Source organism: Mesorhizobium sp. M0514, assembly GCF_040321145.1.
Classification (GTDB): Bacteria; Pseudomonadota; Alphaproteobacteria; order Rhizobiales; family Rhizobiaceae; genus Mesorhizobium.
The window spans coordinates 15,396-41,951 of record NZ_JAMYQZ010000007.1; the positions used below are offsets into that span (position 1 = coordinate 15,396).

Consider the following 26,556-nt stretch of genomic DNA (forward strand, 5'->3'; position numbering starts at 1 on the left):
AGGAGACCTGGCCCCCATGGCGTCGCCGATCATCGACTTCCTGCTGACCCGAAACTCCGCACCGATTCCTGAATTGAAGGAACCGGCGCCCAGCGATGGCGATATCGCGACCATGATCGCGGCTGCAAGCCGTGTGCCCGATCACGGCCGACTGGAGCCGTGGCGCTTCATCGTTTATCGCGGCGAGGCGCGCGTCGAGATCGGCAGGAAGCTGGCGGCGCTCGCCGAACAGCGCGAAGGGCCGCTGCCGGAAAACCGCCGCAACCAGGAGCTTGCGCGGTTTTCCCGCGCGCCGCTGGTGATCGGCGTGGTGTCGGTTCCGAAGGACAATCCAAAAATCCCGCAATGGGAAATGTTCCTGTCCGGCGGCATGGCGGCGCTGAACCTGATGATTGCAGCCAATGCGCTGGGCTATGGCACCAACATGATCAGCAACTGGTATTCCGATGTGGCCGAGGGCAGGGCGATCCTGGGGCTGGCGCCGCAGGAGCGCGTCGTCGGCTTTATCCATATCGGCTCCTACCAGGGCCCGGCGCCGGAACGGCCGCGACCCGATCCGGCAAAGCTCTATGCCGATTATGAGGGGCCGTGGAACGGCTGACACCCGAAAGCGATTCCCCTTTATTTAAACACAGGCTAAGACAGCGGCTTCGGCGATGCGTTGGGGTTGGCGCATCGACCATAGGGATATTGGGGGACGCCGGCGACATGAAGAAACGAGACTCGCTGGGAACCCGGCTGCGCTACGGGTTTGACAAGAGCATGGCCGCCGGCCCTATCGCGCTGATCGGCTGGCTCGCCGTCGCTTCCCTGCTGATCATCATCGCCGCCGCGGCTTTCCTTGCGGTGACCCGCATCGCGCCGGAGGGCGGCGAACCGCTGAGCTTCTTCGAAGCGTTCTGGGAATCGCTGATGCGCACGCTCGATTCCGGCACGATGGGCGGCGACACCGGCTGGGCCTTCCGCCTCGTCATGCTCTTTGTCACGCTTGCCGGCATCTTCGTCGTGTCGGCGCTCATCGGCGTGCTCAGCGCCGGCGTCGACAGCAAGCTCGATGAATTGCGCAAGGGCCGTTCGCGGGTGCTGGAGAGCGACCACACCATTATCCTCAACTGGTCGCCGTCGATCTTCGACGTCATCTCCGAACTCGTCATTGCCAATGCCAGCCGCCGCCATCCGCGCATTGTGGTCATGGCCAATATGGACAAGGTCGCGATGGAGGACGAGATCGCGGCCAAGGTCGACAGGCTGGGCAACACGCGCATCATCTGCCGCAGCGGCGACCCGACCGACCTCTATGACCTCGCCATCGTCAACCCGCAGACTTCGCGCTCGATCATCGTGCTGTCGCCGGACGGCGACGATCCGGATTCGCAGGTGATCAAGACGGTGCTGGCGCTGGCCAACGACCCGAACCGGCGCACCGCGCCCTACAACATCGCCGCCGAAATCCGCGACGGCAAGAACGCCGAGGTCGCCCGCGTCGTCGGCGGGGCCGAGGTGCAGCTCGTGCTGGCCGATCAGCTGATCTCGCGCATCGTCGTGCATTCGAGCCGGCAGTCGGGTCTCAGCGGCGTCTATTCGGAGCTGCTCGATTTCGACGGCTGCGAAATCTACACGACCGAACAACCGGATCTGGTCGGCAAGACCTTCGGCGAGGCGGTGATGGCGTATGAGCATTGCGCGCTGATCGGGCTTTGCGACCAAAAGGGGCGGGTCAATCTCAACCCGTCGTCGGAGCTGGTGATCGGCAAGGACATGCGCGCCATCATCATTGCCGAGGACGATGCCGCCATCAAGCTGGGAGGCGCGGCGGCCAAGATCGATACCGCGGCGATCCTTCGCCATCAGCCTGTCGAGGCGAAGCCCGAGCGCACGCTGATCCTCGGCTGGAACCGCCGCGGTCCGATCATCACCTATGAACTGTCGCGCTATGTCGCGCCCGGCTCGATCCTGACCATCGCCGCCGACACACCCGGCCTCGAGCAGGAAGTTGCCGGACTGCCGGTCGTGGGCGACAATCTGTCGGTGTCCTGCCGCATCACCGACACGTCGAGCAGCACCGAGCTTGCCAGCCTGGACGTGCCTTCCTACGACCACGTGCTCGTGCTGGGCTACAGCGAGACCATGGCGGCGCAGCCCGCCGATACGCGCACGCTGGTGACGCTGCTGCATCTGCGCAAGATTTCAGATGATGCCGGCACGCATATCAGCATCGTCAGCGAGATGATCGATGTGCGCAACCGCGAGCTGGCAGCGGTGACCAAGGCCGATGATTTCGTCGTCAGCAACCGGCTGGTCAGCCTGATGCTGGCGCAGGCGTCGGAGAACCAGTATCTCGCCGCGATCTTCGATGATCTGCTCGACGAAGAGGGCTCCGAAATCTACATGCGCCCGGTCGGCGACTATGTCGCCATCGACCAGCCGGTGACGTTCTGGACGATCGCGGAATCGGCGCGGTTGCGTGGCGAGATCGCCATCGGATACCGGCGCGTCCGCACTGCTGAAGCCGATGAGCGGGCGCTGGGCGGCGTCACCGTCAACCCGTTGAAGTCGGAAGCGCTGGCCTACCTGCCGGAGGACCGGGTCATCGTGCTGGCGCGGGACTAAACCCCGGCCGCCTTGGCCCGGGCCAGAATCCGTTCGGCCAGCCGCAGATGCGGCCGGTCGTACATCTTGCCGTCAATGCCGACCACACCAGGATTTCCTGCCGCCTCGAAGGCAGAGACGATCGCCTGCGAGCGCTCCACCGCCTCGGCCGATGGCGTGAAGGCGGCGTTGATGACCGGCACTTGCGCCGGATGGATCGCCATCTTGCCGGTAAAGCCGTCGCGCTCGGCCTCGGCGCATTCGGCTTCGAAGGCGGCCATGTCGCGAAAGGCGGGGAAAACCGTGTCGATCGCCGGGACTTCGGCCGCGCCGGCAGCGAGGATGGTCATGGTGCGGGCAAGCCGGAAGACATCGGTGTAGCGGCCGTTGTCGTCGCGCGCAGCCTGCGCGCCGATCGCCGCCGACAGATCTTCGGCACCCCAGGTGAGGCCGGCAAGCCTGGCGCTTGCCCCGGCATAGGTCGCGGCGGCCAGCAACCCAGCAGCGGTCTCGGTAATGATCGGCAGGATCTTGATCGCGCCATCCGGCAATCCGTTTTCGGCCTCATGTACGCGGAGCGTTACGGATAGCTGCTGGACATCCTGGCCGCTGTTCGACTTCGGCAGCATGATGCCGTCGGGTTTGACCGGAACCAGGGCGGCCAGATCGTCGTCGGTCAATCCGGTCGAGAGATCGTTGACGCGGATATAGATGGCGGAGCTTGTCTGCTGCCGGTTGCCGCCGATAAAGCGTGCCGCGATGTCGCGTGCCGACGCCTTGTTTTGTGGCGCCACGGAATCCTCAAGGTCGACGATGACCAGGTCGGCGCCGGCGCCAAAGCCTTTGTCCAGCTTCTTTTCGGAATCGCCGGGCACAAACAGCAGCGAGCGCATCAGGCCGCCTTTTTCATCATCATCGCCTGGCGCGTGCATTTGGCGACGAGCACATCGTTCTGATTGTAGGCGCGATGCTCGAACTCGACGATGCCGCGGTCCGGCTTGGATTTCGATTCCCTGACCGAGATCACAGTCGTTTCGACACGGATGGTGTCGCCATGGAAGACCGGGTGCGGAAACACCGTCTCCCTCATGCCGAGATTGGCAATTGTGGTGCCGACGGTGATGTCATTGACGGAAATGCCGATCATCAGGCCGAGCGTGAACAGCGAATTGACCAGCGGTCTGCCCCATTCGCTCTTGGCGGCGAAGTCGAAGTCGATGTGCAGCGGCTGTGGGTTCAGCGTCATCACCGAGAACAGCATGTTATCGCTTTCGGTGACGGTCTTGCGCAGCGTGTGCCGAAAGACATGTCCGACGACGAACTCTTCGAGATAAAGCCCGGGCATCGTTTTTCTCCTCCGCTGCCTGACGGTTGATAGGCGCTGCCCATGCCACCCGCAAGCCAGTTAATAAACATGGTGAACCGTTCGTAAACCATTTCTGCCTAGGGTCATTCCTGGGGCCGGAAGCTTTCCGGCAAGGGGCGTAGCAGGCAGTATGGTTGTCTCGCATTTTCTCAAATGGATCTACACCGCGAGAGTTTCGGAGCGCGCCGCGGCGGCGAGCGCGCTGGCCCGCGCCTACGTCAATTCCGACCTGCCTTTCGAAGACCGTTGCGCGGCCGAAGCGGCGCTGACGCTGCTGCTCGACGACGCCTCGTCGAAGGTGCGGCTGGCTATGGCCGAAGCGCTGTCGATGAGCCATCACGCGCCGCTGCAGATCATCAGCGCGCTTGCCTCCGATCAGCCGGAAGTGGCAGCCCTGGTGCTGGCGCGCTCCCCGCTGCTGACGGACGCCGACCTGATCGACCGCGTCGCGGCCGGGCACAAGGCGACGCAAAAACTGATCGCCGACCGGCCGGTCGTTTCGATGGCGGTTGCCGCGGCGATCGCCGAGATCGGCGAACCGGAAGCGTGTGCGGCGCTGCTCGCCAATGACGGCGCCGACATAGCCTCGCTCTCCTTCCGCCGCATCGCCGAGCGGCATGGCCATATCGCTCATTTGCGCGAGGCAATGGTCACGGATGTGCGGCTGCCGGCCGACTGCCGGCACATGCTACTGGTCAAGCTCGGCGAAACGCTGAAGGCTTCGCCGCTGGTGATGGCGCTGATGGGGGCGGCCAGAGCCGAGCGCGTCACGCGCGATGCTTGCGTCAAGGCTTCGGTGCGGCTGGTCGAAGGCACGCGCGCGGAGGAACATGCGGCACTTATCGAACATCTGCGCCTGCGCGGCGACCTGACCGCAAGTTTCATCATCCGTGCCATTGCCCACGGCAAGGTCGACTTTTTCGGCTCGGCCCTGGTTGCGCTCAGCCAGCAGTCGGAGCAGCGGGTGCGGGCCTTGCTCGCAGGCGGCCAGGACGTTGCGTTGCAGGCGCTGTTCCGCGGCGCCGGCCTTGCCGCTTCCACCCATGGCATCATCCTGCGCGCGCTCAAAATCTGGCGCGAAGTCGCCAACGGCAAGCGCCTCGCTGGCGTGCAGGAGGTCAGCTGGCTGATGCTGAAGGAGCTCGGCGGTCCGGCCACCGAGGGCGATCTCGCCGGCCTGGTCAAGTCGATCCACCTCGACGCGCTGCGGGAAAACGCGCGCGGGCATGCGCTGGCGATAGCCGCGGCCTGACGCCCTAAACTCGGTCCTTGGCGAAGAAATCCGGGAAATCCTCGATCGCGGCGGCGATGATGCGCAGCGAGGCTGCGATCTGCAGCATATCCGCACCGCCGCTGCGCTCTGAAAGGCTGGCTGCATATTGCCGGGCCACAGTGACAGTTGCTGTCTGTGGATCGCCGGTTGCGCGAAAGAGCAGTTCACGCGCGAGGCCGCGCAGGAAATTGGCGATCGAGAGCGCGGTGTCGGTAGGAGTGGACGGCCTCTGCTGCGCGGCGCGCAGGCGCAGGATTTCGAGGCCGACGGTAACGGCGGCGACCCCGCCGCCCAGGATCGCATCGCCTTTCCTGCCGGCATTTTGCAAGAGCGGCATCAGCTGGTTGATGCGGTCATAGGCCAGACTCTCGAAGGCCGAACGCCGCGGCACCCGCTCATGCAGGCACAGCCGCGCCAGATCCTCGCGCATGGCGCGCACGATGCGGTTGGCCGCGCGCCATGGATCCACCGGCAGCACCACGATGAAGACGCAGATAGCCAGCAGGATGCCGACCAGCACCGACGCCGAGCCGGCGAAGAACGGGCCTGGTGCATAGGCCATCGCCTGATGCGGGCTGAGGAAGGCGAGGAAATTGATTGCAAAGGCCGTCGCCACGCCGACGGTGCGCGGATTGGCCATGCCCAGCGCCGTCGGTACCAGGATCGGCACGACAAACAGCGTGAACCAGCCGAAGCCGGGCAAAGCAGGCAGCGCGACCTGGCCAACAAGGAAGGCAAAGGGCAAAGCCAGCAGCGTACCCTTGAAGAAGCCCCAGGACACCCGCACCGGGTCAGGCCGCGCGGCGAAAAGACTGGAGACGACCGCAACGAGGATAACGGTGCCGGCCGCGTCGGACCATTTCGTCGTCAGCCAGAAGGCGGCGACCGCCAGCGTGGCAAGGGCGGCGCGTATGGCATTGCGCGAAGCCCCGGGATAATCGCGATGCACCACCAGCGCAGGCAGCTGCCTGTTGCTCCGGCTCGGGCGCGTCACCGGTGCGCGCAGGGCGTCGAGGCCGCGCAGCACCTGCTTGAAGGCTTCGGCGAAATCGGCGGCGATGGTGAGGCGCGTGATGGTGCCGACCCTGTCGTCCTGATCGGTCGAGGCATCGGGCATTTGCCGGGCCTTGCCGGCAATCGCGTCGAGCCGCGTCCCCCAGGGCGACGTGTCCTCCAGCGCCTCGGGCGTGGCTGCCAGTTCGCTGACCAGCGACTGCAGTTCCGAGCGCACCGGAATGAGCGCTGCGTTTTTCGGCGCGGCGTGAGAATGCAGCGCGCGTGCCGCCGACAGCGCCGAGAGAAGCTGACCGATGGTTAGGCGGACCGGATGGGCGCGGGTGGCGAAGCTCGGTGCTTCGAGCCGGGCATAGGCGCGCATCTCGGCCAGCATCTGGGCGTCGGTGATCAGCTTGCGGTGCAGGCCGGCCAGCGTCGCCGGGTCGCCACCGGAAAAAGCGCCGCCTGCATAGGTTGCAAGGTCGAGGATGCTGCGCTTCAGCCTGGAGATGATGGCGTCAGCGGCCAGCTTGGGCAGGATCAGCCGGCTGGTCAGGCCGGCGCAGACGATGCCGAGCACGATCTCGGCGCAGCGCGCGACAGCGAGATCGACGACCACGTGCGGCTGGCCGAAAGCCGGCAGCCCAATGATCATCGCGGTATAGCCGGCAAGTGCGGCGCCATAGGCTTCCGGATTGCGCAGCAGCGACGAAACCAGCGTGCACAGCCCAATCCAGACGGACAGCGCCGTGACCAGCAGCCAGGGATTGGTGCCGAAAACCGAGGTGATGCCGATCGCCGCAAGTCCACCGGCCAGCGTGCCGAGCAGCCTGTAAAAACCTTTCGCCAGCACCATGCCGGCGACCGGCTGGGCGACGATGAAGACCGTCATCATCGCCCATTGCGGGTGGTCGAGTTTTAGCGCGTAAGCAGCGAGAAGCGCGATCAGACCGGCCGAAACCGTGCGCAGGGCGAAAATCCAATCCGAGCGCGTCGGCTGCGTCAGGCCCGCCAAACTGGTTTCGAAGTCGCTCTTCAGCCGCGCCCAGATCACAAGCTGGTCTCCGTATCGGAAGCGCAGGCTAGAGCAATTGCAGGAAAAGTGTGAAACGGTTTTCCGCCCGGAACTGCGTCAAAACGAAGAGTTGGCCGGCGCTCAGATATCCAGCACTTCCGTCGCGGCGAATTCGGCGCGTTCCTGGATGAAGCGGAAGCGGGCTTCCGGCTTGGTGCCCATCAGCGCGTCGACAGCATCCTTGGTCGCCGCCACGGCGTCGATAACATCGACCCTGAGCAGCGTGCGCTTCCTCGGGTCCATGGTGGTTTCCTTGAGCTGCGCGGCCATCATCTCGCCCAGGCCCTTGAAGCGGCCGATCTCGACCTTGGCGCGGCCGGTGAATTCGGTGCGCAACAGCTCGTCCTTGTGCGCATCGTCCCTGGCATAGGCAACCTTGCCGCCTTGCCGGATCGAATAGAGCGGCGGCACCGCCAGATAGAGATGGCCGCCATTCACCAGGTTCGGCATTTCCTGGTAGAAGAAGGTGATCAGCAGCGAGGCTATGTGAGCGCCGTCGACGTCGGCGTCGGTCATGATGATCACGCGGTCGTAGCGCAAATCCTCGTCGCGGTATTTCGAGCGCGTGCCGCAGCCGAGCGCCTGAATCAGGTCCGAAATCTGCTGGTTGGCGGCTAGCTTGTCGTTGCCGGCGCTGGCGACGTTGAGGATTTTTCCGCGCAGCGGCAGCACCGCCTGGCTGGCGCGGTCGCGCGCCTGCTTGGCCGAGCCGCCGGCCGAGTCGCCTTCGACGATGAACAGTTCGGCGCCCGCGGCGGCATTCTGCGTGCAGTCGGCGAGCTTGCCGGGAAGGCGCAGCTTGCGCACCGCGCTCTTGCGCGACACTTCCTTTTCCTGGCGCCGGCGCACCCGCTCGTCGGCGCGCGCAATTACCCATTCCAGCAGCTTGGAGGCTTCCTGCGGATTGTCGGCCAGCCAGTGGTCGAAGGGATCGCGGATGGCGGTCTCGACAATGCGAATGGCTTCGATCGTTGCCAGCCTGTCCTTGGTCTGGCCGACGAATTCCGGCTCGCGAATAAACACCGACAGCATGCCTGCCGCCGAGATCATCACGTCTTCGGAGGTGACGATCGAGGCGCGCTTGTTGCCGACCAGGTCGGCATAGGCCCGAAGCCCGCGCGTCAGCACATTGCGAAAGCCGGCCTCATGCGTGCCGCCTTCGCCGGTCGGGATGGTGTTGCAGTAGGAGTTGACGAAGCCGTCACCGCCGAACCAGGTCACCGCCCATTCCAGCGAACCGTGGCCGCCCTGCTTCTCGCTCTTGCCGGCGAAGATTTCGCGGGTCACCTGGAAATCATCGCCGAGCGATGCCTTGAGATAGTCCTTCAAGCCGCCGGGGAAATGGAACTCCGCCTTGGCCGGCGTCTGGTCCTTTTCCTTGATCAGCGATGGGTGGCAGCTCCAGCGGATCTCGACGCCGCCGAACAGATAGGCTTTCGAGCGGGTCATGCGATAGAGCCGCGCCGGCTCGAAGGCGGCGCCCTTGCCGAAAATCTGCTCGTCGGGATGGAAGCGGATTTTGGTGCCGCGCCGGTTGTGCACTTCGCCGAGCTGCTCCAGCCCGCTCACCGGAACGCCGCGCGAGAACCTTTGGCGGTAAAGCTGGCGACCGCGCGCGACTTCGACTTCAAGATGGTCCGACAGCGCATTGACGACCGAGACGCCGACACCGTGCAGACCGCCGGAGGTCTCATAGACCTTGCTATCGAACTTGCCGCCCGAATGCAGCGTCGTCATAATGACTTCGAGCGCCGGCTTCTTGAATTTCGGATGCGGATCGACCGGAATGCCGCGGCCATTGTCGGTGACGGTCAGAAACCCGTCGGCCGACAGCTCGACATCGATGAAAGTGGCATGGCCGGCGACCGCCTCGTCCATCGAATTATCGATGACCTCGGCAAACAGATGGTGCATCGCCTTGTCGTCGGTGCCGCCAATATACATGCCGGGACGGCGCCGCACCGGCTCCAGCCCCTCCAGCACCTCGATGTCGGCGGCGCTATAGCCCTCGCTGCCGTCCTTGGTCGCGGCAGGACGCTTCGTGGCCTGCACCAGCGGGTCGGCCGGGCGCGAAGGTGTCCGAGCCGGTTGCGGCTGCTTTTCCAGATTGCCGAAAAGATCGTTGTTGTCGTCCATGCCTGCCATAGAATCCGGTGCCGCGAATCACCCGTCGATACTGCCACGCTTTTCGGCGCCAAGCGACGGAAGTTCCTGTTACGTTCGGGGATTAACCCCTTCTTATCCTAAAACCTTTCGATAACCAAGCCGGCGGAAATAGGTCCGTGCGGAGCCGCTGGGATTCCTGAATCTTTAACAAAGCGGCCTAGCGTCGCCCCAACAAAACAAAAGACCACGAGAGTCAGGGGTTGGTTGTGAGGGGCAAGGCCATAACGATGATTGGCATCGCTGCCGTCTTCGGCGCGATTTCAATCTTTGCCGCGGATTTCTGGGTGAAAAGCCAGGCCAAGGCCGATGCCGAAGAGAAAACGGCGTCGATCCCGGCGTCCGCCGTCCCCAAGGTCGTCTTCAAGACCATCGTGGTGGCCAACGCGCCGCTGCGTTACGGCATGGAGCTTGACCGGGCGCAGCTCAGCGAAATCCCATGGTCCGAGGATTCGGTGCCGCAGGGCGCGTTCACCACAGTCAATGCATTGCTCGCCGAAGGCAGCCGCGTGGTATTGTCGCCGATCGAGATCAACGAGCCGGTGCTGATCAGCAAGTTGTCGGGGCCGAACGGCCGCGCGACGCTGTCCAACATGATGACGCCCGGCATGCGGGCGGTGACAATCCGCACCGACGAGATCGCCGGCGTCGGCGGCTTCGTCATGCCGGGCGACCGGGTCGACGTGGTGCTGACACGCGATGCGGGCGAAATCCAGGAAGTGGCCAAGAACGCGCAGGGCGCTGCCGGATCGACCGTTACCTCCGAGATCGTCGTCTCCGACGCCAAGGTGCTGACCGTCGGACAGGGCGCCGACGAGCGCCAGACCACGCCGCAGATCGCCAATTCCGTGACCATCGAGGTGACGACCGAAGGCGCGCAGAAAGTGGCGCTTGCCCGCACCGTCGGCACCTTGTCGCTGTCGCTCCGCTCGGCCGCCGACGGTGGTGCCGCCAAGGACGGCGTCACCACCATCTCGTCCTTCGGCGGATCGGTCGCCTCCGGCGTCCAGGCCGCTGCCGGCGCGCTGTTCACTGCCGCGACCAAGGAGCCTGAGAAGCCGAAATTCAAGACGATCATCGTGACGCGCGGCACGCAGGTCGAAGAATACCAGGTTCCTGCGCGGGACCAGCAATAACTGCCGGTGGGGACCGGGCGAGGGACGGGACAGATGTCGGGACTTCATGCATTTCAGACGACGAAAGGGCTGCGCACAATGCGGGCGCTTGCGGTGGGGGCTTGCCTCGCCGCGGCCGCAATGCTCGGCCTCAGTGCGCCAGCCAAGGCCGACAACGATATCGTCCATGTCTCGTCGACAACGAATGCGTCGATCAAGGTAGCCAAGGGCAAGCCGAAGACGGTCATGACCAATGCCGCCTTCTACCAGATCGTCATCGGCGATCCGGAGATCGCCAACGTCAATCCGCTGACCGACAAATCCTTCTATGTGCTGGGCAACAATCTCGGCACCACCGGCATCGCACTGTTCGACGAGAACAAGCAGTTGGTCGGCACCGTCGACATCGAGGTGACGCTGGACACCGACCAGCTGGCCAGCACCATTCGCGCCAGCGTGCCGGACGCCAAGATCAAGGTCGGCTCGGCCAATGGCCGCGTCGTGCTGTCGGGCGAGGCCGATGACGCGGTCGCCGCCGAGAAGGCAAGCAAGATCGCCAGCCGTTTCTCCGGCAATGAGGAAGTGATCAATTCGGTCAACATCTCGTCCTCGCAGCAGGTTCAGCTCAACGTCCGCTTCGTCGAGATCAATCGCCAGGCCGGACAGGATCTCGGCGCCAAATACAGCGCCAATTTTGCTTACGGCATTGGCGGGCGCGACGTCACCATCGAGCCGGGCTCGGTGCCGGGAGCCGGCAATGGCGAGATCATCGGCCGGCTGCTGTCCAACGGCCTGTCGATCGACGTCGCCATCAAGGCGCTGGAGGAACGTGGCCTTGCCCGGCGGCTGGCAGAGCCGAACCTGATCGCCCGCTCGGGCCAGACGGCAAGCTTCCTCGCCGGCGGCGAGTTCCCGATCCCGGTCTCCGAGGACAATGGCAAGATTTCCGTCAGCTACAAGAAATACGGCGTCAGCCTCGACTTCACGCCGACGGTTCTCAAGGACGGGCTGGTGAGCCTCGACATCGCGCCGGAAGTGTCCTCGATCGACGCTTCGGCCTCCTACAATATCGGCAATATCTCGGTCCCGGGCTTTATCGTGCGCCGCGCCAAAACATCCGTCGACCTGAAGAATGGCCAGAGCTTCATGATCGCCGGCCTGCTGCAGTCACAGAACGACATTACCACATCGCGTCTTCCCGGCCTCGGCAAGCTGCCGGTGCTCGGCTCGCTGTTCTCCTCCAAATCCTATCAGCGGCGCGAGACCGATCTGGTGATCATCGTCACCCCCTATCTGGTCAAGCCGGTCGATCCGTCGAAGAAGCTGCTCGAGCCGACCGACGGCACGCAGCCGGCCAGCAATGTCGACTATTTCCTCAACAACACCGAGGAAGTGAAATCGTCCGAAGCCAATCGTGCAGTGACAATGGCCAGCGGCAGTACGGCACAGCCGGCCGCGGTCACCACCGTCGGGCATTTCCTCGACCTGCCGAAGGATTGAAGCCATGCGCGTGGAATCATGCATCGCCCTGCTGATCGCCGGCCTCGCCGGCGGCTGCACCAGCGACGACTATGTCCGCTCCGAGGGACCGACGATTGCCGCCGGCAACGCACAGGCCGCCAATACGGCCATGCAGATGGTCGATCCCTGGAAATACGGCGTCCAGAACACCAGGCTGCTGGTGCCGGCGCAGCGCAGTGAGGCGGCAGTCAACGCCGCCGACCAGGCTGCTGCTGCCAAGGCCGTGCAACCGACAGCGACAACCGATTGATTTGCCCGGTGATTTGACCGGGAATGACCTGACAGGCTGACAAAATGGCAAGCGGCATCAAGACCAAGAAGATCCTGCTGGTGTCCAGCGACCGGACCTTTGCGCAGGATACGCGCACCGCGTTCGCGGCCTCGGAGGTGATCCAGCTTTCGACCGTCGAGAAGAACATTACCGAACTGCGCGGCGAGGTCCAGGAAGCCGATTTCGGCGCGCTCATCGTCGACATGGATGCGGCAAAGCTGGAAGAGATCGAGTCGCTGCAGCGCATCATGCGCCGGCTTGAAGGCCGCGTTCCGGTGGTCGTCGTCACCCAGGAATTCAACGCAGCCGCAGTGCGTATCCTGGTGCAGCTCCAGGTCGCCGATTTCCTGGTCAAGCCGATCACCACTGCCGATCTGGTGCGGTCGGTCGTGCGCGCGCTGCAAGGGCCGGGGCGCGAGGAAAACACAGAGTCGCAGATCTATACCTTCATGCCGGCCGCCGGCGGCGTCGGCACCACGACGCTGGCGCTGCAGACCGCCTTCCAGCTGCATCATTCGGTGACGCGCGGCGCGTCGACCTGCGTGGTCGACCTCAACTTCCAGCAAGGCGCCTGCGCCGAATATCTCGACCTTGAGCCGCGCTTCGACATCACCGAAATCGAGAACCAGCCCGAGCGCCTCGACCGTCAGCTGCTGGATGTGATGCTGTCCAAGCATTCGAGCGGGCTCTGCGTGCTGGCGGCGCCAACGCATCCGTCGGAAATGCGCTCGTTTAAGACCGACGTCGTGGTGCGCATGCTCGATCTCGTCTCGGCCTATTTCGACAACGTCGTCATCGACATGCCGCGCACCTGGTTTCCGTGGACGGAAACGGTGCTGCTTGGCTCCAACAAGCTTTACATCGTCGCCGAAATGACGGTGCCGTGCCTGCGCCATACGCAGCGGCTGATCCAGGCGGTCTACGAGACGGCAGGCAAGGAAGTGAAGCCGAACGTGATCGTCAACCGTTTCGAGCAGAAGATGTTCGACAACGGCATCAAGCAGGCGGATGTCCAGGAAATCCTGGGCGAGCATTTCGTCGGCGGCATCTCCAACAATTACCGGCTTGTGCGTGAAGCGGTCGACCGCGGCGTGCCGCTGCATGAGATCGACCCGAACGCCAATGTCGTCAACGATCTGAAGAGGATCATCCTGCCGGAAGAAGCCGTGGTGACGCCGGAGAAATCGCGCTCGCTGTTCGGCATCGGCAGGGGCCTCCTGAAGAGGAAAGCCGGATGACCAGCCGCTTCTCGACCCTGCAGAACCGTGACGTCCGCGCTCTGAAGCCGGCCGAGGCGGCGCCGGTCGCGCATCACGCCGTGGTCATCCCGACGAACCGCAAGGCCTTGCCGCCGAAGCCGGAGACAACACCGGGAAAAAGCGCCAACAAGGTGCTCGATGCCCGCGTGCGCATCCACCGGCTGCTGCTCGAGGAAATCAACCTGGTCGCGCTGGAGCGCCTGCCCAAGGATGAGATGCGCCGGCAGGTGCAGGAGTTCGTGTCGGAAAAGACCCGCCAGGAGCGTATGGCGATCAACACCGTCGAACTTGAAGCGCTGGTCGATGACATCGTCGATGAGATGGTCGGCCTCGGCCCGCTGGAACCGCTGCTCAAGGACCCCGACATCAACGACATCCTGATCAACGGCCACCAGAACTGCTTCGTCGAAAAACGGGGCAAGCTGCAGCAGGTCCATATCCCGTTCAAGGACGAGGCGCACCTGTTGCGCATCGTCAACAAGATCGTCGCCGCCGTCGGCCGCCGGGTCGACGAATCGCAGCCGATGGTCGATGCCCGCATGCTCGACGGCTCGCGCTTCAACGCCGCCATTCGCCCGGTCGCCGTCGACGGGCCGCTGGTGTCGATCCGCAAGTTTTCAAAGAACAAGCTCGGCCTGCACAAGCTGGTCGAGTTCGGCGCCATCACCCAGAACATGGCCGAGGTGCTGGCGGCTGCAGTCCACGCCCGCAAGACGACCATCATCTCGGGCGGCACCGGCACCGGCAAGACGACGATGCTCAACGCATTGTCGGCCTTCATTCCGGAAGACGAACGGCTGATCACCATCGAGGACGCGGCCGAACTGCAGCTGCAGCAGCCGCATGTCGCGCGCATGGAAACGCGCCCCGCCAACATCGAAGGTCATGGCGAGCTGAAGCAGCGCGACCTGGTCAAGAACGCGCTGCGCATGCGCCCCGACCGCGTCATCCTCGGCGAGTGCCGCGGCGAGGAGGCCTTCGACATGCTGCAGGCGATGAACACCGGACATGAAGGCTCGATGGCGACCATCCACGCCAACACGCCGCGCGACGCCATTTCACGCCTCGAGCAGATGCTGGGCATGACCGGCATGCCGATGACGGTGCAGTCGATCCGCAGTCAGATCGCCAGCGCGCTCGACCTTATCGTCCAGCTGACGCGACTGTCGGACGGCAAGCGCAAGGTGACCAGCGTCGCCGAGGTGACCGGCATGGAAGGGGACGTCATCCAGATGCAGGAGATATTCCGCTTCGTGCGCACTGGCATGGAGGCCGACGGCAAGATCCTCGGTCACTACGAGGCGACCGGCATTCGCCCGCGTTTCCTCGAGGACCTGCGCAATATGGGCATTGAATTCCCCGGCAAATATTTCGAACCCGGCCGGCCGCAGGAGTAGCCGGGTGTTCGAGAATTTCAGCCCGATCTATGTCGTTTATGCCGCGGCAGCGCTGACCGGCATCATGATCGCCGAAGGCTGCTATCTGCTCTATGCCGGCCGCAGCGACAAGCGCCTGGCCATCAACCGGCGCATGAGGCTGCAGGAAAACAAGATCAGCCAGGAACAGGTGCTGATTCAGCTGCGCAAGGAACGCGGCCTCGATTCCGGCACGTCATTCTTCTCGCCCGACCGTTTTCGCGCGCTGCGCACGCAGTCTGGCATGGTGATGCCGTTGCCGAAATTCCTGACGATGACGACGGGCGTGGCGCTGGCGATGATGCTCGTCGCGCTCTGGTACGGGCTGCCGCTGTTGCTCGCCATTTTGCTGTTTGTGGTGCTGACAGCGCTGCTGCCGGTAATTGTGCTGCGTTCCAAGCGTGCCCGGCGGGTGAAGCGTTTCGGCGTGCAGTTGCCGGAGGCGCTGGAATTGATCACGCGCGGCTTGAAGGCCGGGCATCCGGTTCCGGTGGCGATCTCGATGGTGTCGCGCGAGATGTCCGATCCGATCGGCACCGAATTCGGCGTTATCTCCGACGAGGTGACTTATGGTTCCGACCTGGTTTCTGCGCTGAATTCACTGTTCGACCGCGTCGGCCAGGAGGATCTGCCGCTGTTCGTCACCGCGGTTTCCATCCAGACGAGTTCGGGCGGCAATCTGCGCGAGATCCTCGACGGGCTGTCGACGACGATCCGCGAACGCGGCAAGCTGCGCCGCAAGGTGCGCGCCATTTCGACTGAGGGTCGTATGTCGGCCTATATCCTGACGGCGGTGCCGGCACTGCTGTTCGCCACCATCATGGTGATGATGCCGCAATTCTATCAGAGCGTCTGGGATGTACCGAAGACGTGGTATCTGCTGGGCGGTTCCGTGACATGGCTGATGCTGGGCAACATCATCATGTTCAAGATGTCGAACTTCCGGTTCTGAGATGGAGCAGATAATCCAGTTTCTTGCATCGCTGGCGCCGACGTCGCTGATGCCGGTAGCCGCGCTGCTGCTGGTGTTGGGTGGCAGCGCGGTGGCATGGCCGCTCGTGGTAGCCAAAGGCGACCGCAACGATCTCAAGCGCCGGCTCAAGATCGACGACAGCAAGACTCCCCAACAGGCCGAGGCGGCGCCGAAGAAGAACCAGAGCGTCGTGCGCGAGAAGGCAGTGAAGCGGGCGCAGGAATTCTACGCCAAGAGCGATCCGGAAAATGTCGCCCGGTTGCGTATGAAGCTGATCCAGGCGGGCTATATGGAGCCGCGCGCGATCGGCACATTCTTCCTGATCCGCTTCGCCTGCCTGGTGGGCGCAACGATCGGCGCGTTCCTGGTCAACCATTGGATGGGCAGCGCCGATTCCACCGCGACCAGCCGCTGGACCTTCATCATCCTGTCGGGAGCCGCCGGCTATTTCGTGCCCGGCCTGGTGCTCAGCCAGAAGGTGCGGGAAAAGATGCGCGAATACCGCAACGGCTTTCCCGACTTCATGGATTTGATGATCGTCTGCTCCGATGCCGGCATGAGCATGGAGGCCGGCATCGAGCGCGTCTCGAAGGAACTGGCCAAGACCTATCCGTCGCTGAGCCAAAACCTGCAGCTGGTGTCGCTGGAACTCAGGGCCGGCCGCAGCCTCGACGATGCATTGAAGGCGCTCGCCGACCGCCTCAGCCTGGACGAGGTGCGCTCCTTCGCCACGCTCTTGCAGCAGTCGAAGGAACTCGGCACCAGCCTCGCCGGGGCGCTGCGCGTGTTCTCCGACGAAATGCGCCACAAGCGCATGTCGTTGGCCGAGGAGAAGGCACATGCCTTGCCGGCCAAGATGTCGGTGCCAGTGGTGGTGTGCATCCTGCCGGTGGTGCTGATGATCGCCGTCATCCCGATCATCGTCAAAATGACGGCGGTTCAGTAGATACCAAGGCAGTAGATACCAAGTGGCCGCCCGGCGGCTTTCTGCGGTTACTCACTTCAACTACGCTTCGCCTGGATAGTCATATCCGGCCGGTTTGGCCGCTCTCCTTCGGCAAAATCCGCAAAAAGCAAAATGAGTGAGCCGTCCATGCGAATAGTCTTGTGCACCGCCTTCCTCTGCCTCGCCGCCGCCAGTCTGTCGCCGGCCTCGGCCGCGGCCGACGATTGCGGCGACGCTGTCGCTCTGGTGCAGCAGGCATATCCAAAGGCCCAAAAGAGTGCCGATGGCGCCTCCTTCACGCTCGAGCCTCATACCAGCATCGCCCAGACGCTTTGGGATGGCGATGCGCCATTCGGCGTGGTCTGCAAGATCTGGCCCGCCCATGACGACCTGTTGTTGGTCGCCGTGCCGCTGATCGACAGCTCCCAATCCAGCGACGACGGGCATGTCGGCGATGTCGAGCTTCTGGTCGTCGACAGGAAGACCCGGCAGGTGCGCCAGCGCCTGCTCCAGCCCGGGCTGATGACCGATGATGCCGTCGGCATCCGCGAGATCGACTTCGATACCGGGCGCTACAGATTGGCGCCCGATGTCGGCGCCTTCGGCCTGCGCATCGACATGGCAAACCATTCGCAGCCGAATCCTTTCAGTGAAACCGACCTGCGGCTCTATGCCCTTGACGGCGGTGCTCTGCGCCTGGTGCTCGACGGCATCGTCGTGGCCGGCTTTGGCGGCGAAGGCGACACCAATTGCGCAGGATCCTTTCAATCCAGCCGGGTCAGCCTGGCGACGAGCCCGGCGAGACATCACGGCTATCACGACATCACAGTGTTCGAGCGGTTGGACACCGACAATCCGTCTGTCGACAAGAATGGCGAGTGCCAGTCCCATCCCGGCAGGTCCATGAAACGAACCTACCGGCTGCGCTACGACGGCAGGCGCTATCAGTTTCCGGCGGGGCTCAAGGCGCTGGAGCCGGAATAGGCTTCGGTTGGTTAATGGCTTCTGTGCCCGAAACCAAATTTTAGGCGCGTTTCCGCACTGAAGTTTAATCGCCCTGTTGTAGTCTGCTTCCTCAGAGAACGACCCGGTAAATCGGGCGATTGGGGCCAGGGGCATGCGTCACAGAAGTTTCACGGCAATGGCCGCGCTAGCGGCGGTCTTGATGGTCGGCGGCTGCACGACCGACAACGTCGACAAAACCAAGACCACATCGATCCAACCGGTGGCAAAAGACGTCAGCACCTCCGACCTTGCGCAAGGCAAGGCGCAGTTCCGCGAGGCCAATTACGGCCTTGCCGAACAGCATTTCCGCAAGGCCGTGGAACTGAAGGCCGACAGTGCCGAGGGATGGATGGGGCTTGCCGCCTCCTATGACGAACTCGGCCGCTTCGACTTCGCCGACCGCGCCTACGACCAGCTTTTGAAGGTTGCCGGGCGCAAGCCGCAGATTGTCAACAATATGGGCTATTCGCAGCTGCTGCGCGGCAACAAGAAGAAGGCGAGGGCGCTGCTCATGGAAGCAAGGGCCGGAATGGCCGACCCGAGCGTGATCAACGCCAATCTGGCGCTGCTCAACAAGGGCTGAGACTCTTCGCGGGGACGGCAGTCGACGCTTTGTAAACCCTGTCGGTAGTTGCTTTGAAAACCGGCCGAAAACGGTATCTCCGGCCGGTTGCATGCCTATGATGCGCCACAAATCGAAGATCCCAAAGGTTGCCGCTCATCCATGCTGGATTTCAGTTCGCTATTGCTTGCGGCTGCGCTGTCGGGCACATGCCTGAGCGTCACCATGTTTGTGATCTGGTTCACGGCGCCGCGTGCACGCTTCGTGCTGACCGTGGCGTGCGGCATTCTCGTCCTTGTCGCCCACGTCATCGTCTTCTGGCGCTACACGAGGGAGCCCACTCAGTTGCTTTGTCAGGCAGCGTTGGCGCTGCTCAGCCTCGGTTTCCTGGCGCTTTCACTTTCGGCCATGCAACATCTCGGTGTGCGCAACTACAGTCGCGCTGTCCTGCCGGCCCTGCTTGCGATGGCTGTCTGCGCCGGCGTGACCTATCTCGGTTTCGATGGTGTCGGCTTCATCCTCACCTATACGACGGTAACAGTGCTGCTCGCCTCGATCGGGGTGATGTTCTGGATCAAGGGCGGTCAGGATCGCGGCATTCTGCTGGTCGTTTCGGCGCTAAGCGGCGTCTGCGGCGTATCCTTCGGGCTCTGCGGCGCCGTGCTTCTGGTTAAGGGCCAGTGGGTGCTCGGCGTCGCACCCGACAATTGGGCCGAGCGGTTGAATTCGGTCGTGGCGGTCGCCTGCATGACGGCTCTCGGCGCGCTGACGCTGTCGCTGCATCATCTGCAGGCACAGATCGAACTGAAGGCCGAGACCCTGACCGACCCGTTGACCGGTCTGATGAACCGGCGTGCCTTGAACTCGCTCTATGGCGAGCGCGTCTTCGGTCCGTTCATGTCGATCGCCATGTTCGACCTCGATCATTTCAAACGGACCAACGATGTCTACGGCCATCCGGTCGGCGACCGGGTCCTGTGCCGCTTCGCGGCAATCATCAAGAAATATGATCGGGTTGGCGTCGACGCCTTTCGGCTGGGCGGCGAGGAGTTCGCGCTGGTCATGTCGCGGATGCCGCAAGACAAGGCCCATGACCTCGCCAGCAAGATCGGCGTCGCTTTCGGCACGGAAGTGGTGCCGACGCCGCGCGGGCCGTTGCGCAGCAGCGTCAGCGGCGGCATCGGCTTTGGCAAGGAAGACGGCAGCAGCCTCGAGGACGTCCTGGCCGAGGCCGACAAAGCGCTTTACGCGGCCAAGCACGCGGGGCGGAACCGCGTGCTTGTGCTGAACCGGGTAAGCAAGGCCGACGGACCGGCCCTGCGCTCAGCCTGACAGGCCAGAGTGTTATTCAGCGGCGCCGAGATATTCCGACAGCGGCGGGCAGGAGCAGACGAGGTTGCGGTCGCCGGCGACATTGTCGATGCGCGAGACCGGCGGCCAGTATTTGGCCGCTGTATCGACATCGCCGGCGGGGTAGGCCGCTTCCAGCCGCGAATAGGGGTGGGTCCACTGGCCGGCAAGGGTTTCGGCCGCCGTGTGCGGGGCATTGACCAGCGGGTTGTCTTCGAGCGGCCATTCACCCTTCGCCACTTTCGCGGCCTCGCCGGCAATGGCGATCATCGCCTCGCAGAACCGGTCGAGCTCCCGCTTGGGCTCGGATTCGGTCGGCTCGACCATCAGCGTGCCGGCGACAGGGAACGACATGGTCGGTGCGTGAAAACCGTAATCGATCAGCCGCTTGGCGATATCGTCGACGCTGATGCCGGCGCTCTCCTTGAGCACGCGCGTGTCGAGGATGCATTCATGCGCGATGCGATCGTGCCTGCCCTTGTAGAGAAGCGGGAAGTGCGGCGCGAGCCGCGTCGCCACATAGTTGGCCGAGATGATCGCCGTCTCCGTCGCCTGCTTCAGGCCGGCGGCCCCCATCATGCGGATGTACATCCAGGTGATCGGCAGGATGGAAGCGCTGCCGAACGGGGCAGCGGACACGGCATGCGCCGAGCCCTCCGTGACATGACCCGGCAGATAGGGTTTCAGATGCGCCCTGACGCCGATCGGACCGACGCCCGGACCGCCCCCGCCATGCGGGATGCAGAAGGTCTTGTGCAGGTTCATGTGGCAGACATCGGCGCCGATATCGGCGGGCCGCGCCAAAGCAACCAGGGCGTTAAGGTTGGCGCCGTCGAAATAGACCTGGCCGCCATGCTCGTGAATGAGACCGCACAGGTGGCGCGCGCCCTCTTCATAGACGCCGTGCGTCGAGGGATAGGTGAACATCAGGGCTGCGAGATTCTTCGAATGCTCGTTGGCCTTGGCCCGCATATCGTCCATGTCGATATTGCCGTCCTCCAGGCAACGCACGACGACGACGCTCATGCCGGCCATCGCCGCACTCGCGGGATTGGTGCCATGCGCGGACTGGGGGATCAGGCAGATGGTGCGATGGCCTTCGCCACGCGAACGGTGATAGGCGCGGATGGCGAGCAGGCCGGCATATTCGCCTTGGCTGCCGGCATTGGGCTGCAGGCTGACGGCGTCGAAGCCGGTGATCTGCGCCAGCCAGCCTTCCAGCTCGCCGACCATGGCGCGATAGCCGGCCGAATGGCTGGCCGGCGCAAAGGGATGCAGGTTGGCGACTTCAGGCCAGCTGACCGGCGTCATTTCGGCCGCCGCGTTGAGCTTCATGGTGCAGGAGCCCAACGGGATCATGGTGCGGTCGAGCGCCAAATCCTTGTCGGCTAGCCTGCGCAGCAGGCGCATCATGTCGGTCTCGGAGTGGTTTTCGCGGAAAACCGGCTGGGTCAGAAACTCCTTGCCGCGCGGCTTGCCGGGCATCGCGCCGGCCTCAGTAGCGCCGGACTTGGCGCCGAACAGGGCGGCGATAGCCTCGAGATCCGCCTCGGTCGAGGTTTCGTCGAAGGCGATGCTGATGCGGTCGGCATCGATGACGCGCAGCAGCCGGCCACCTTTTTCAGCGGCAGCGGCGATCGAAGCTGCCTTGCCCTTCACTTCGGCCGTCACCGTGTCGAAACGGCTTGAGCCGAGCACGGAAACACCAGCGGTTTTCAGGCCTGCTGCGAGGCCGTTGGCGAGCTCATGAATTCGGGCTGCGATCGCCTGCAAACCAGTAGGCCCGTGCCAGATCGCGTATGCGGTCGCCATGTTGGCAAGCAGCGCCTGCGCGGTGCAGATGTTGGAGGTCGCCTTGTCGCGGCGGATATGCTGTTCGCGCGTCTGCAGGGCGAGGCGATAGCCGGGACGGCCCTTGCTGTCGATCGACTGGCCGACGAGGCGGCCGGGCATCAGCCGGGTCAGCTTGTCGGAGACGGCGCAATAGGCGGCGTGCGGGCCGCCAAAGCCCATCGGCACGCCAAAGCGCTGCATCGGGCCGACGGCGATGTCGGCGCCAAGCCTGGCCGGCGCTTCGGTCAGCGTGAGCGCAAGCGGATCGGCGATGAAGACGACCACGGCGCCGGTGGCGCGAGCCTTCTCGATCGCCGCCTTGTGGTCGCCATAGACGCCAAACGTGTCCGGCCAGGAGACCAGCAGGGCGGCGGTGTTGTCGTCGATGGTCTCGCCATCGATCTCGATGCCGAGCGGCTCGGCGCGGGTGCGCACGACGTCCAGCGTCTGCGGATGCGGCGTGCCGGCCAGCGCCACCTTGGTGCGCTTGTCGCGGTGATGGCGCAGCGCGATGCCGACCGCTTCGGCCACCGCCGTCGCTTCGTCGAGCAGGGAGGCCGAAGCCACCGGCAGGCCGGTCAATTCGGTGACCAAGGTCTGGAAGTTGAACAGCATTTCCAGGCGGCCCTGGCTGATCTCGGCCTGGTAGGGCGTATAGGCGGTGTACCAGGCCGGGTTCTCGAACAGGTTGCGCTGGATGACCGGCGGCACATGGACGCCGTGATAGCCGGCGCCGATGAAGCTCTTCAGCACCCTGTTTTTTGCCATGGTCGCAGCCAATTCGGCCAGCGCTTCGGCTTCGCTCGCCGGCGCGGGAAGGGCTAGCGGCAGATCGAGGCGGATCGACTGCGGCACGGCCTGGCTGATCAGCGTCTCGACGGAGGGAACGCCGATCACGGCAAGCATGGCTCTGACGTCGTTTACATCAGGACCGATGTGGCGGGCCGAGAAGGGGGTAAGTGCTGCGCTCATGGCAATAGGTCCTGATGTCAACCGATATGGGCTTTGTAGGCGGCCTCATTCATGAGGCCTGCGAGTTGGCCTTCGTCGGCGAGCTTCATCTTCCACAGCCAGCCGTCGCCGGTCGCAGCGGAGTTGACCAGCGACGGGTCCGAGGACAGCGCGCCGTTGGCGTCGGTGATCTCGCCATCAACCGGCGCATAAACATCGGATGCCGCCTTGACGGATTCAACGACCACGGCGGTGTCGCCCTTACTGAGTTTGGTGCCGATTTGAGGCAGTTCGACGAAGACGAGATCGCCAAGCTGTTCCTGCGCATAGTCGGTTATCCCGACGGTGGCGATGCCTCCCTCGACGCTCAGCCATTCGTGATCTTGTGTGAAATAGGTTTTTGCCATCGGAATTATCCTTTGCGGTAGCGATGAGGAGTGAAGGGCAAGGAACTGATATCGACCGGGATTTTCGTCCCGCGAACGTCGGCGAACAGTTTCGTGCCCGGCTTGGCCAAGGCCGTTGACACATAGCCCATGGCGACGGGATGGCCGGCCGACGGGCCGAAGCCGCCTGATGTCACGTAGCCGGCCGGATCGCCGTCGGCATCGAACAAAGCAGCGCCGGCGCGCACCGGCTGGCGGCCGTCCGGCTTCAGGCCGACGCGCTTTTGCGACGGCCCGCGCTCCAGGATGGACCGCAGCGCATCGGCGCCGATGAAGGACCCGCCGGCGCGGAGATCTTTGGGGATCGCCCACATCAGGCCGGCACTCGCCGGATCGATCTCCGGCGTGATGTCCTGGCCGTGCAGGCACAGGCCGGCCTCCAACCGCAGCGAGTCGCGGGCAGCAAGGCCGATCCACAACACACGCTCGTCCTCGAGCAGTTTCGTGACCAGAGCGCGCGCATCCGCCTCCGGCAGGCCGATCTCGAAGCCGTCCTCGCCGGTGTAGCCGGAGCGGCTCATGAACCAGTTTTGCTTCGGCTCGATGCCATGCATGAACAAGAGCGAGCCGGTCTCGATGCCGGCGCGGGACAAGGCAGCCCAGGCTTCCGGCCCCTGGATCGCCAGGAAGACGCGGTCGAGCGCATCGACTTTGACGTCGAAGTCCGCGGCCAGCGCACGCAAATGCTTCTCGTCCTCGACCGCATTCCCGGCGTTGGCGACCACCATGAAGCGCTCGGCGCCGAGCCGGGTGACGATCAGATCGTCGATGATCCCGGCGGCCTCGTTGAGGAAGAAACTATATTTGGACTGTGAAATCTCAAGCGCGCCGGCATCGAGCGGACTGGCGCGGTTGAGCAGTGCCGCAGCGCCCGGTCCGCTGACAGCGAACAGCTTCATATGCGAAATGTCGAACAGGCCGGCATGTTCGCGGGTGTGAAGGTGCTCCTTCATCACGCCGGCCGGATAGGTCAGCGGCATCGACCAGCCCGCAAAGGCGCCAAAGCGTGCGCCGGCGGCGGTGTGCAGATCTTCGAGAGGAAGGTGTTTGGTGTCGTCGCCCGTCATGTCATCTCCAGAGTCGCACGCAATCGGCCGCTGCTGGCGACCAGTCCGTGCCCCTCTGTCTGAAGCCTGAGAGACTCGCGCAACCGGAACTCTGTCGGCGACGCTTACACCTTCGGCGCGGGGGCAAGCCCCGACTTTCCAGAGTGTCTTTCCCGTCTACGGTTCTTTTGCCTGAGAGATTTCGGGCGATTTCCCCTTCGGCGGCAGCTCGCGCTGCTCTCTCCCGCAAACAGGTAGGACTCAAAACTTAAGCCCTCGACGCGCCATCCATAGCTTGTCGGCGACACCTTGTCACCTGCCAGCGACACGTAAAGCGCGTCGTCTTTACAGTCTTCGCTAACCACGCCGTTTGCCGGTTTTTCAAGACAATGGCGATATTCTGGGCTGACGGTTTGGCCGGCAATTGCGTTGGGCACGGCGGATGGGGATTGACAGATGGGCGAACGGATCGGGAGCGCGCCGGTGGCGGGGCTGGCCTCGAAGGACCGCATCACGGCGGAAGATGTCGTCATGCTGCGTCGCGAAGTGTTCGCTGACGGCGTGGTGACGCGCGGCGAGGCTGAAGCACTGTTCGCGCTCGATGCGACAGCGACGGACAAATGCCCGCAATGGCCTGAATTCTTCGTCGAGGCCGTTACCGACTACATCGTCTACCAGGAAAAGCCGGCAGGCTATATCTCTGAAGACAATGCCGGTTGGCTGATCCAGACCATCTCGCGCGACGGAATGGTCGACAGTGTGACCGAACTGGAGCTGCTGGTGCATGTGCTGGAAAGGGCGAAATCATCGCCCGGCCGGCTCTCCGCCTACGCGCTCGAGCAGGTCGCCAACGCGGTGGTCGACGGCAAGGGACCACTGATGCTCGGCGGGGCGCTGGTTCCCGGGCTGGTCGCCAAGGCAGAGGTCGATCTGTTGCGCCGCATTCTCCATGCCTATGGCGGCGACGGTAACATTGCCATCACACGGGTTGAGGCCGAGGTGCTGTTCCAGATCAACGAGCAGACCGCAGCGGCCCACAACGACCCGTCCTGGAACGACCTGTTCGTCAAGGCGCTCGCCAATTTCGTCATGTGTTCGGCCGGCTACGAAGCGCCGACGCGCGATGTGGCGCTGCGTCGTGACAGTTTCTTGGACCAGGCCGAGCCCGAAATTGGTGGCTTCTTCAGCCGCATGGTGTCGGGCGGACTGGCCGGCATCATGGAAGCCTATCGTTCGCCCGGCGATATCGAGGCCGAATGGGACTCGAAGAACCGTGCCGCCGAGGCACTCGCGCGCCGCGCCGAGACGATCGACGCCAGCGAGGCGAAATGGCTGGCCGATCGCATCGGCACCGACCGCCCGCTGCGTGACAATGAACGCGCGCTGCTGACGCTGATCAAACTCGCCTCGCCCGAGATACATCCGGCGCTCAAGCCGCTGCTCGACAAGGTTGCTTAAGCCGCGCCGTTTTCTGCGACCGTTTTGCAGAGGACGATATTGGAGTGTCTTCAGGCCAATCGCCAAGTTCGGCCACGCCCTCGAAACCGGCTTCCTCAGGCAAGCTCGGTTCGTCGGAGTCAGATCGTGCTCGGTCAGAATGCGAGGCCTATCAAATCCCGCCATACCAGTCATAGCCATTGTCTTCCCAATAGCCGCCGCGGCCGCCGCCAATATTGGCAAAACTGTCGACGAGCTCGATCTTGTAGAGATACTTCGGCATCTTGTAGCCGAGCTGTCGTTCGACGCGCACGCGCAGCGGCGCGCCGTTTTCGACCGGCAGCGGCTTGCCGTTGAGGCCGTAGGCCAGGATCGTCTGCGGGTGGCGGGCATCGATCAGGTCGATGGTGCCGTAATATTTGATTTCCCCGGAGAGGCTGCGATCGATCGTATCGAGGCAGTGGAACATGACATAGCGGGCCTGCGGCTTGACCACAGCCTGGTCGAGCACCAGCGACAGCGGGGTGCCGGTCCATTTGGCGATGCAGCTCCAGCCTTCGACACAGTCGTGGCGGGTGATCTGCGTGCGGCTCGGCATGTTCTCCAACTGCTCGCGGCTGAGCGACAGCGGCTTTTCGACCAGGCCCGTTACCTCCAGCCGCCAGTCGGCGAAATTGTTGGCGAGCAGGCCCTTGTAGGTGTCATCCTCGGGCGCGGTGACGCCGTTCGGCCGCTGCGGCTGGCGGATGTCGGCCTCGGTGAATTCCGGCGCCAGAGCATCGCGGCCGGCAAGCCAGCGTTGCGCGCGGTAGGTCAGGCCATTGGCGTTTTCGAGGAAACTGCGCAGGCCATCGCCCATGCCGAGCTGGCTGTCGAAGGCATCGCAGCCCGACAACATGATGCCGGAAACGCCGAGGCCGGCGCCCGTCAGGAACTTTCGGCGGCTGATCTGGAATTTGGCCAT

The 26,556-nt window shown here is 63.9% G+C and carries 22 protein-coding genes and 1 riboswitch; of the genes, 14 read left to right on the forward strand and 8 right to left on the reverse strand.

Translation table 11 applies throughout. The features are described from left to right. Positions 1–16 precede the first annotated feature (16 nt). Together NKI61_RS04955 and NKI61_RS04960 are read left to right on the forward strand one after the other, a co-directional pair. Positions 17–601, forward strand: a complete 585-nt coding sequence (locus tag NKI61_RS04955; protein ID WP_023741478.1) for a nitroreductase family protein — start codon at positions 17–19, stop codon at positions 599–601. Positions 602–708: 107 nt separating this feature from the next. After that, positions 709–2,610, forward strand: a complete 1,902-nt coding sequence (locus tag NKI61_RS04960) for a CASTOR/POLLUX-related putative ion channel (protein WP_352838938.1) — start codon at positions 709–711, stop codon at positions 2,608–2,610. On the opposite strand, the gene NKI61_RS04965 is transcribed toward NKI61_RS04960, so the two are convergent. Next, positions 2,607–3,482 (reverse strand): HpcH/HpaI aldolase/citrate lyase family protein, encoded by an 876-nt coding sequence (locus NKI61_RS04965; protein WP_352838939.1) that lies wholly within the window; start codon positions 3,480–3,482, stop codon positions 2,607–2,609. The genes NKI61_RS04960 and NKI61_RS04965 overlap by 4 nt on opposite strands. Next, positions 3,482–3,994, reverse strand: coding sequence for a MaoC family dehydratase (locus tag NKI61_RS04970; RefSeq protein ID WP_460221791.1), 513 nt, complete (start codon positions 3,992–3,994; stop codon positions 3,482–3,484). The genes NKI61_RS04965 and NKI61_RS04970 overlap by 1 nt, the downstream gene beginning before the upstream one ends. Before the next feature lie 91 nt (positions 3,995–4,085). Between NKI61_RS04970 and NKI61_RS04975 the strand changes: the two genes are divergently transcribed. Beyond that, entirely contained in the window at positions 4,086–5,207 is a 1,122-nt protein-coding gene (locus NKI61_RS04975) for a DUF2336 domain-containing protein (RefSeq protein ID WP_023701210.1), read from the forward strand. Positions 5,208–5,211: 4 nt separating this feature from the next. Here NKI61_RS04975 and NKI61_RS04980 read toward each other — a convergent pair whose 3' ends face one another. Both NKI61_RS04980 and parE read right to left on the reverse strand, forming a co-directional pair. Next, positions 5,212–7,278 (reverse strand): FUSC family protein, encoded by a 2,067-nt coding sequence (locus NKI61_RS04980; RefSeq protein WP_352838940.1) that lies wholly within the window; start codon positions 7,276–7,278, stop codon positions 5,212–5,214. A gap of 102 nt (positions 7,279–7,380) precedes the next feature. Next, positions 7,381–9,435 carry a DNA topoisomerase IV subunit B gene (gene parE / locus NKI61_RS04985; protein WP_352838941.1) on the reverse strand — a complete coding sequence of 685 codons (2,055 nt, stop codon included), beginning with the start codon at positions 9,433–9,435 and terminating at the stop codon, positions 7,381–7,383. A 257-nt stretch (positions 9,436–9,692) separates the two neighbouring features. Between parE and cpaB the strand changes: the two genes are divergently transcribed. The 10 genes from cpaB (at position 9,693) to NKI61_RS05035 (ending at position 19,861) form a co-directional block, all read left to right on the forward strand. Then, the gene (gene cpaB, locus NKI61_RS04990; protein WP_352838942.1) at positions 9,693–10,598 is read left to right on the forward strand and encodes a Flp pilus assembly protein CpaB; all 906 of its coding nucleotides are present in this window, start codon (positions 9,693–9,695) and stop codon (positions 10,596–10,598) included. 33 nt (positions 10,599–10,631) lie between these two features. Beyond that, entirely contained in the window at positions 10,632–12,077 is a 1,446-nt protein-coding gene (locus NKI61_RS04995; protein ID WP_502899847.1) for a type II and III secretion system protein family protein, read from the forward strand. 4 nt (positions 12,078–12,081) lie between these two features. Further along, on the forward strand, positions 12,082–12,348 hold the full coding sequence (locus NKI61_RS05000; RefSeq protein ID WP_023667602.1) for a hypothetical protein: 267 nt from the start codon (positions 12,082–12,084) through the stop codon (positions 12,346–12,348). Between the two features lie 44 nt (positions 12,349–12,392). Continuing rightward, positions 12,393–13,607 carry a CpaE/TadZ family protein gene (locus tag NKI61_RS05005; protein WP_352511669.1) on the forward strand — a complete coding sequence of 405 codons (1,215 nt, stop codon included), beginning with the start codon at positions 12,393–12,395 and terminating at the stop codon, positions 13,605–13,607. After that, the gene (locus NKI61_RS05010; RefSeq protein WP_023667600.1) at positions 13,604–15,025 is read left to right on the forward strand and encodes a TadA family conjugal transfer-associated ATPase; all 1,422 of its coding nucleotides are present in this window, start codon (positions 13,604–13,606) and stop codon (positions 15,023–15,025) included. Before NKI61_RS05005 ends, NKI61_RS05010 begins: the two co-directional genes overlap by 4 nt. Before the next feature lie 4 nt (positions 15,026–15,029). Next, the gene (locus NKI61_RS05015) at positions 15,030–15,995 is read left to right on the forward strand and encodes a type II secretion system F family protein (protein ID WP_023704530.1); all 966 of its coding nucleotides are present in this window, start codon (positions 15,030–15,032) and stop codon (positions 15,993–15,995) included. A gap of 1 nt (position 15,996) precedes the next feature. Beyond that, a complete protein-coding gene (locus tag NKI61_RS05020; protein WP_352838943.1) occupies positions 15,997–16,962 on the forward strand; it encodes a type II secretion system F family protein in 966 nt (321 codons plus the stop codon). A 147-nt stretch (positions 16,963–17,109) separates the two neighbouring features. Beyond that, positions 17,110–17,946, forward strand: coding sequence for a PA3715 family protein (locus NKI61_RS05025; RefSeq protein ID WP_352838944.1), 837 nt, complete (start codon positions 17,110–17,112; stop codon positions 17,944–17,946). 133 nt (positions 17,947–18,079) lie between these two features. Further along, on the forward strand, positions 18,080–18,550 hold the full coding sequence (locus NKI61_RS05030; protein ID WP_023667596.1) for a hypothetical protein: 471 nt from the start codon (positions 18,080–18,082) through the stop codon (positions 18,548–18,550). A gap of 141 nt (positions 18,551–18,691) precedes the next feature. Further along, entirely contained in the window at positions 18,692–19,861 is a 1,170-nt protein-coding gene (locus NKI61_RS05035; RefSeq protein WP_352838945.1) for a GGDEF domain-containing protein, read from the forward strand. 12 nt (positions 19,862–19,873) lie between these two features. Here the strand turns inward: NKI61_RS05035 and gcvP are convergent, their stop codons facing one another. From gcvP to gcvT, 3 genes are read right to left on the reverse strand one after another with little or no spacing between them, the layout of a single operon-like run. After that, on the reverse strand, positions 19,874–22,684 hold the full coding sequence (gene gcvP / locus NKI61_RS05040; protein WP_352838946.1) for an aminomethyl-transferring glycine dehydrogenase: 2,811 nt from the start codon (positions 22,682–22,684) through the stop codon (positions 19,874–19,876). Positions 22,685–22,701: 17 nt separating this feature from the next. Then, on the reverse strand, positions 22,702–23,070 hold the full coding sequence (gene gcvH, locus NKI61_RS05045) for a glycine cleavage system protein GcvH (RefSeq protein ID WP_023681591.1): 369 nt from the start codon (positions 23,068–23,070) through the stop codon (positions 22,702–22,704). Positions 23,071–23,075: 5 nt separating this feature from the next. Next, complete coding sequence (gene gcvT / locus NKI61_RS05050; RefSeq protein ID WP_023691145.1) at positions 23,076–24,176, reverse strand: glycine cleavage system aminomethyltransferase GcvT; 1,101 nt, start codon at positions 24,174–24,176, stop codon at positions 23,076–23,078. Positions 24,177–24,325: 149 nt separating this feature from the next. Further along, positions 24,326–24,412: riboswitch (glycine riboswitch) on the reverse strand. 199 nt (positions 24,413–24,611) lie between these two features. Here gcvT and NKI61_RS05055 point away from each other — a divergent pair. Beyond that, on the forward strand, positions 24,612–25,613 hold the full coding sequence (locus NKI61_RS05055; RefSeq protein WP_352838947.1) for a hypothetical protein: 1,002 nt from the start codon (positions 24,612–24,614) through the stop codon (positions 25,611–25,613). Between the two features lie 151 nt (positions 25,614–25,764). Here NKI61_RS05055 and NKI61_RS05060 read toward each other — a convergent pair whose 3' ends face one another. Next, on the reverse strand, positions 25,765–26,556 hold the full coding sequence (locus NKI61_RS05060; RefSeq protein ID WP_352838948.1) for a molybdopterin-binding protein: 792 nt from the start codon (positions 26,554–26,556) through the stop codon (positions 25,765–25,767).

Excerpts from the sequence above, each read along its gene's own strand:
- NKI61_RS04955 (WP_023741478.1), top strand. The coding sequence starts at position 17 with ATGGCGTCGCCGATCATCGACTTCCTGCTGACCCGAAACTCCGCACCG.
- NKI61_RS04960 (WP_352838938.1), top strand. The coding sequence starts at position 709 with ATGAAGAAACGAGACTCGCTGGGAACCCGGCTGCGCTACGGGTTTGAC.
- NKI61_RS04965 (WP_352838939.1), bottom strand. The coding sequence starts at position 3,482 with ATGCGCTCGCTGCTGTTTGTGCCCGGCGATTCCGAAAAGAAGCTGGAC.
- NKI61_RS04975 (WP_023701210.1), top strand. The coding sequence starts at position 4,086 with ATGGTTGTCTCGCATTTTCTCAAATGGATCTACACCGCGAGAGTTTCG.
- parE (WP_352838941.1), bottom strand. The coding sequence starts at position 9,435 with ATGGACGACAACAACGATCTTTTCGGCAATCTGGAAAAGCAGCCGCAA.
- cpaB (WP_352838942.1), top strand. The coding sequence starts at position 9,693 with ATGATTGGCATCGCTGCCGTCTTCGGCGCGATTTCAATCTTTGCCGCG.
- NKI61_RS04995 (WP_502899847.1), top strand. The coding sequence starts at position 10,632 with ATGTCGGGACTTCATGCATTTCAGACGACGAAAGGGCTGCGCACAATG.
- NKI61_RS05000 (WP_023667602.1), top strand. The coding sequence starts at position 12,082 with ATGCGCGTGGAATCATGCATCGCCCTGCTGATCGCCGGCCTCGCCGGC.
- NKI61_RS05005 (WP_352511669.1), top strand. The coding sequence starts at position 12,393 with ATGGCAAGCGGCATCAAGACCAAGAAGATCCTGCTGGTGTCCAGCGAC.
- NKI61_RS05010 (WP_023667600.1), top strand. The coding sequence starts at position 13,604 with ATGACCAGCCGCTTCTCGACCCTGCAGAACCGTGACGTCCGCGCTCTG.
- NKI61_RS05020 (WP_352838943.1), top strand. The coding sequence starts at position 15,997 with ATGGAGCAGATAATCCAGTTTCTTGCATCGCTGGCGCCGACGTCGCTG.
- NKI61_RS05025 (WP_352838944.1), top strand. The coding sequence starts at position 17,110 with ATGCGAATAGTCTTGTGCACCGCCTTCCTCTGCCTCGCCGCCGCCAGT.
- NKI61_RS05030 (WP_023667596.1), top strand. The coding sequence starts at position 18,080 with ATGCGTCACAGAAGTTTCACGGCAATGGCCGCGCTAGCGGCGGTCTTG.
- NKI61_RS05035 (WP_352838945.1), top strand. The coding sequence starts at position 18,692 with ATGCTGGATTTCAGTTCGCTATTGCTTGCGGCTGCGCTGTCGGGCACA.
- gcvP (WP_352838946.1), bottom strand. The coding sequence starts at position 22,684 with ATGAGCGCAGCACTTACCCCCTTCTCGGCCCGCCACATCGGTCCTGAT.
- gcvH (WP_023681591.1), bottom strand. The coding sequence starts at position 23,070 with ATGGCAAAAACCTATTTCACACAAGATCACGAATGGCTGAGCGTCGAG.
- gcvT (WP_023691145.1), bottom strand. The coding sequence starts at position 24,176 with ATGACGGGCGACGACACCAAACACCTTCCTCTCGAAGATCTGCACACC.
- NKI61_RS05055 (WP_352838947.1), top strand. The coding sequence starts at position 24,612 with ATGGGCGAACGGATCGGGAGCGCGCCGGTGGCGGGGCTGGCCTCGAAG.
- NKI61_RS05060 (WP_352838948.1), bottom strand. The coding sequence starts at position 26,556 with ATGGCCAAATTCCAGATCAGCCGCCGAAAGTTCCTGACGGGCGCCGGC.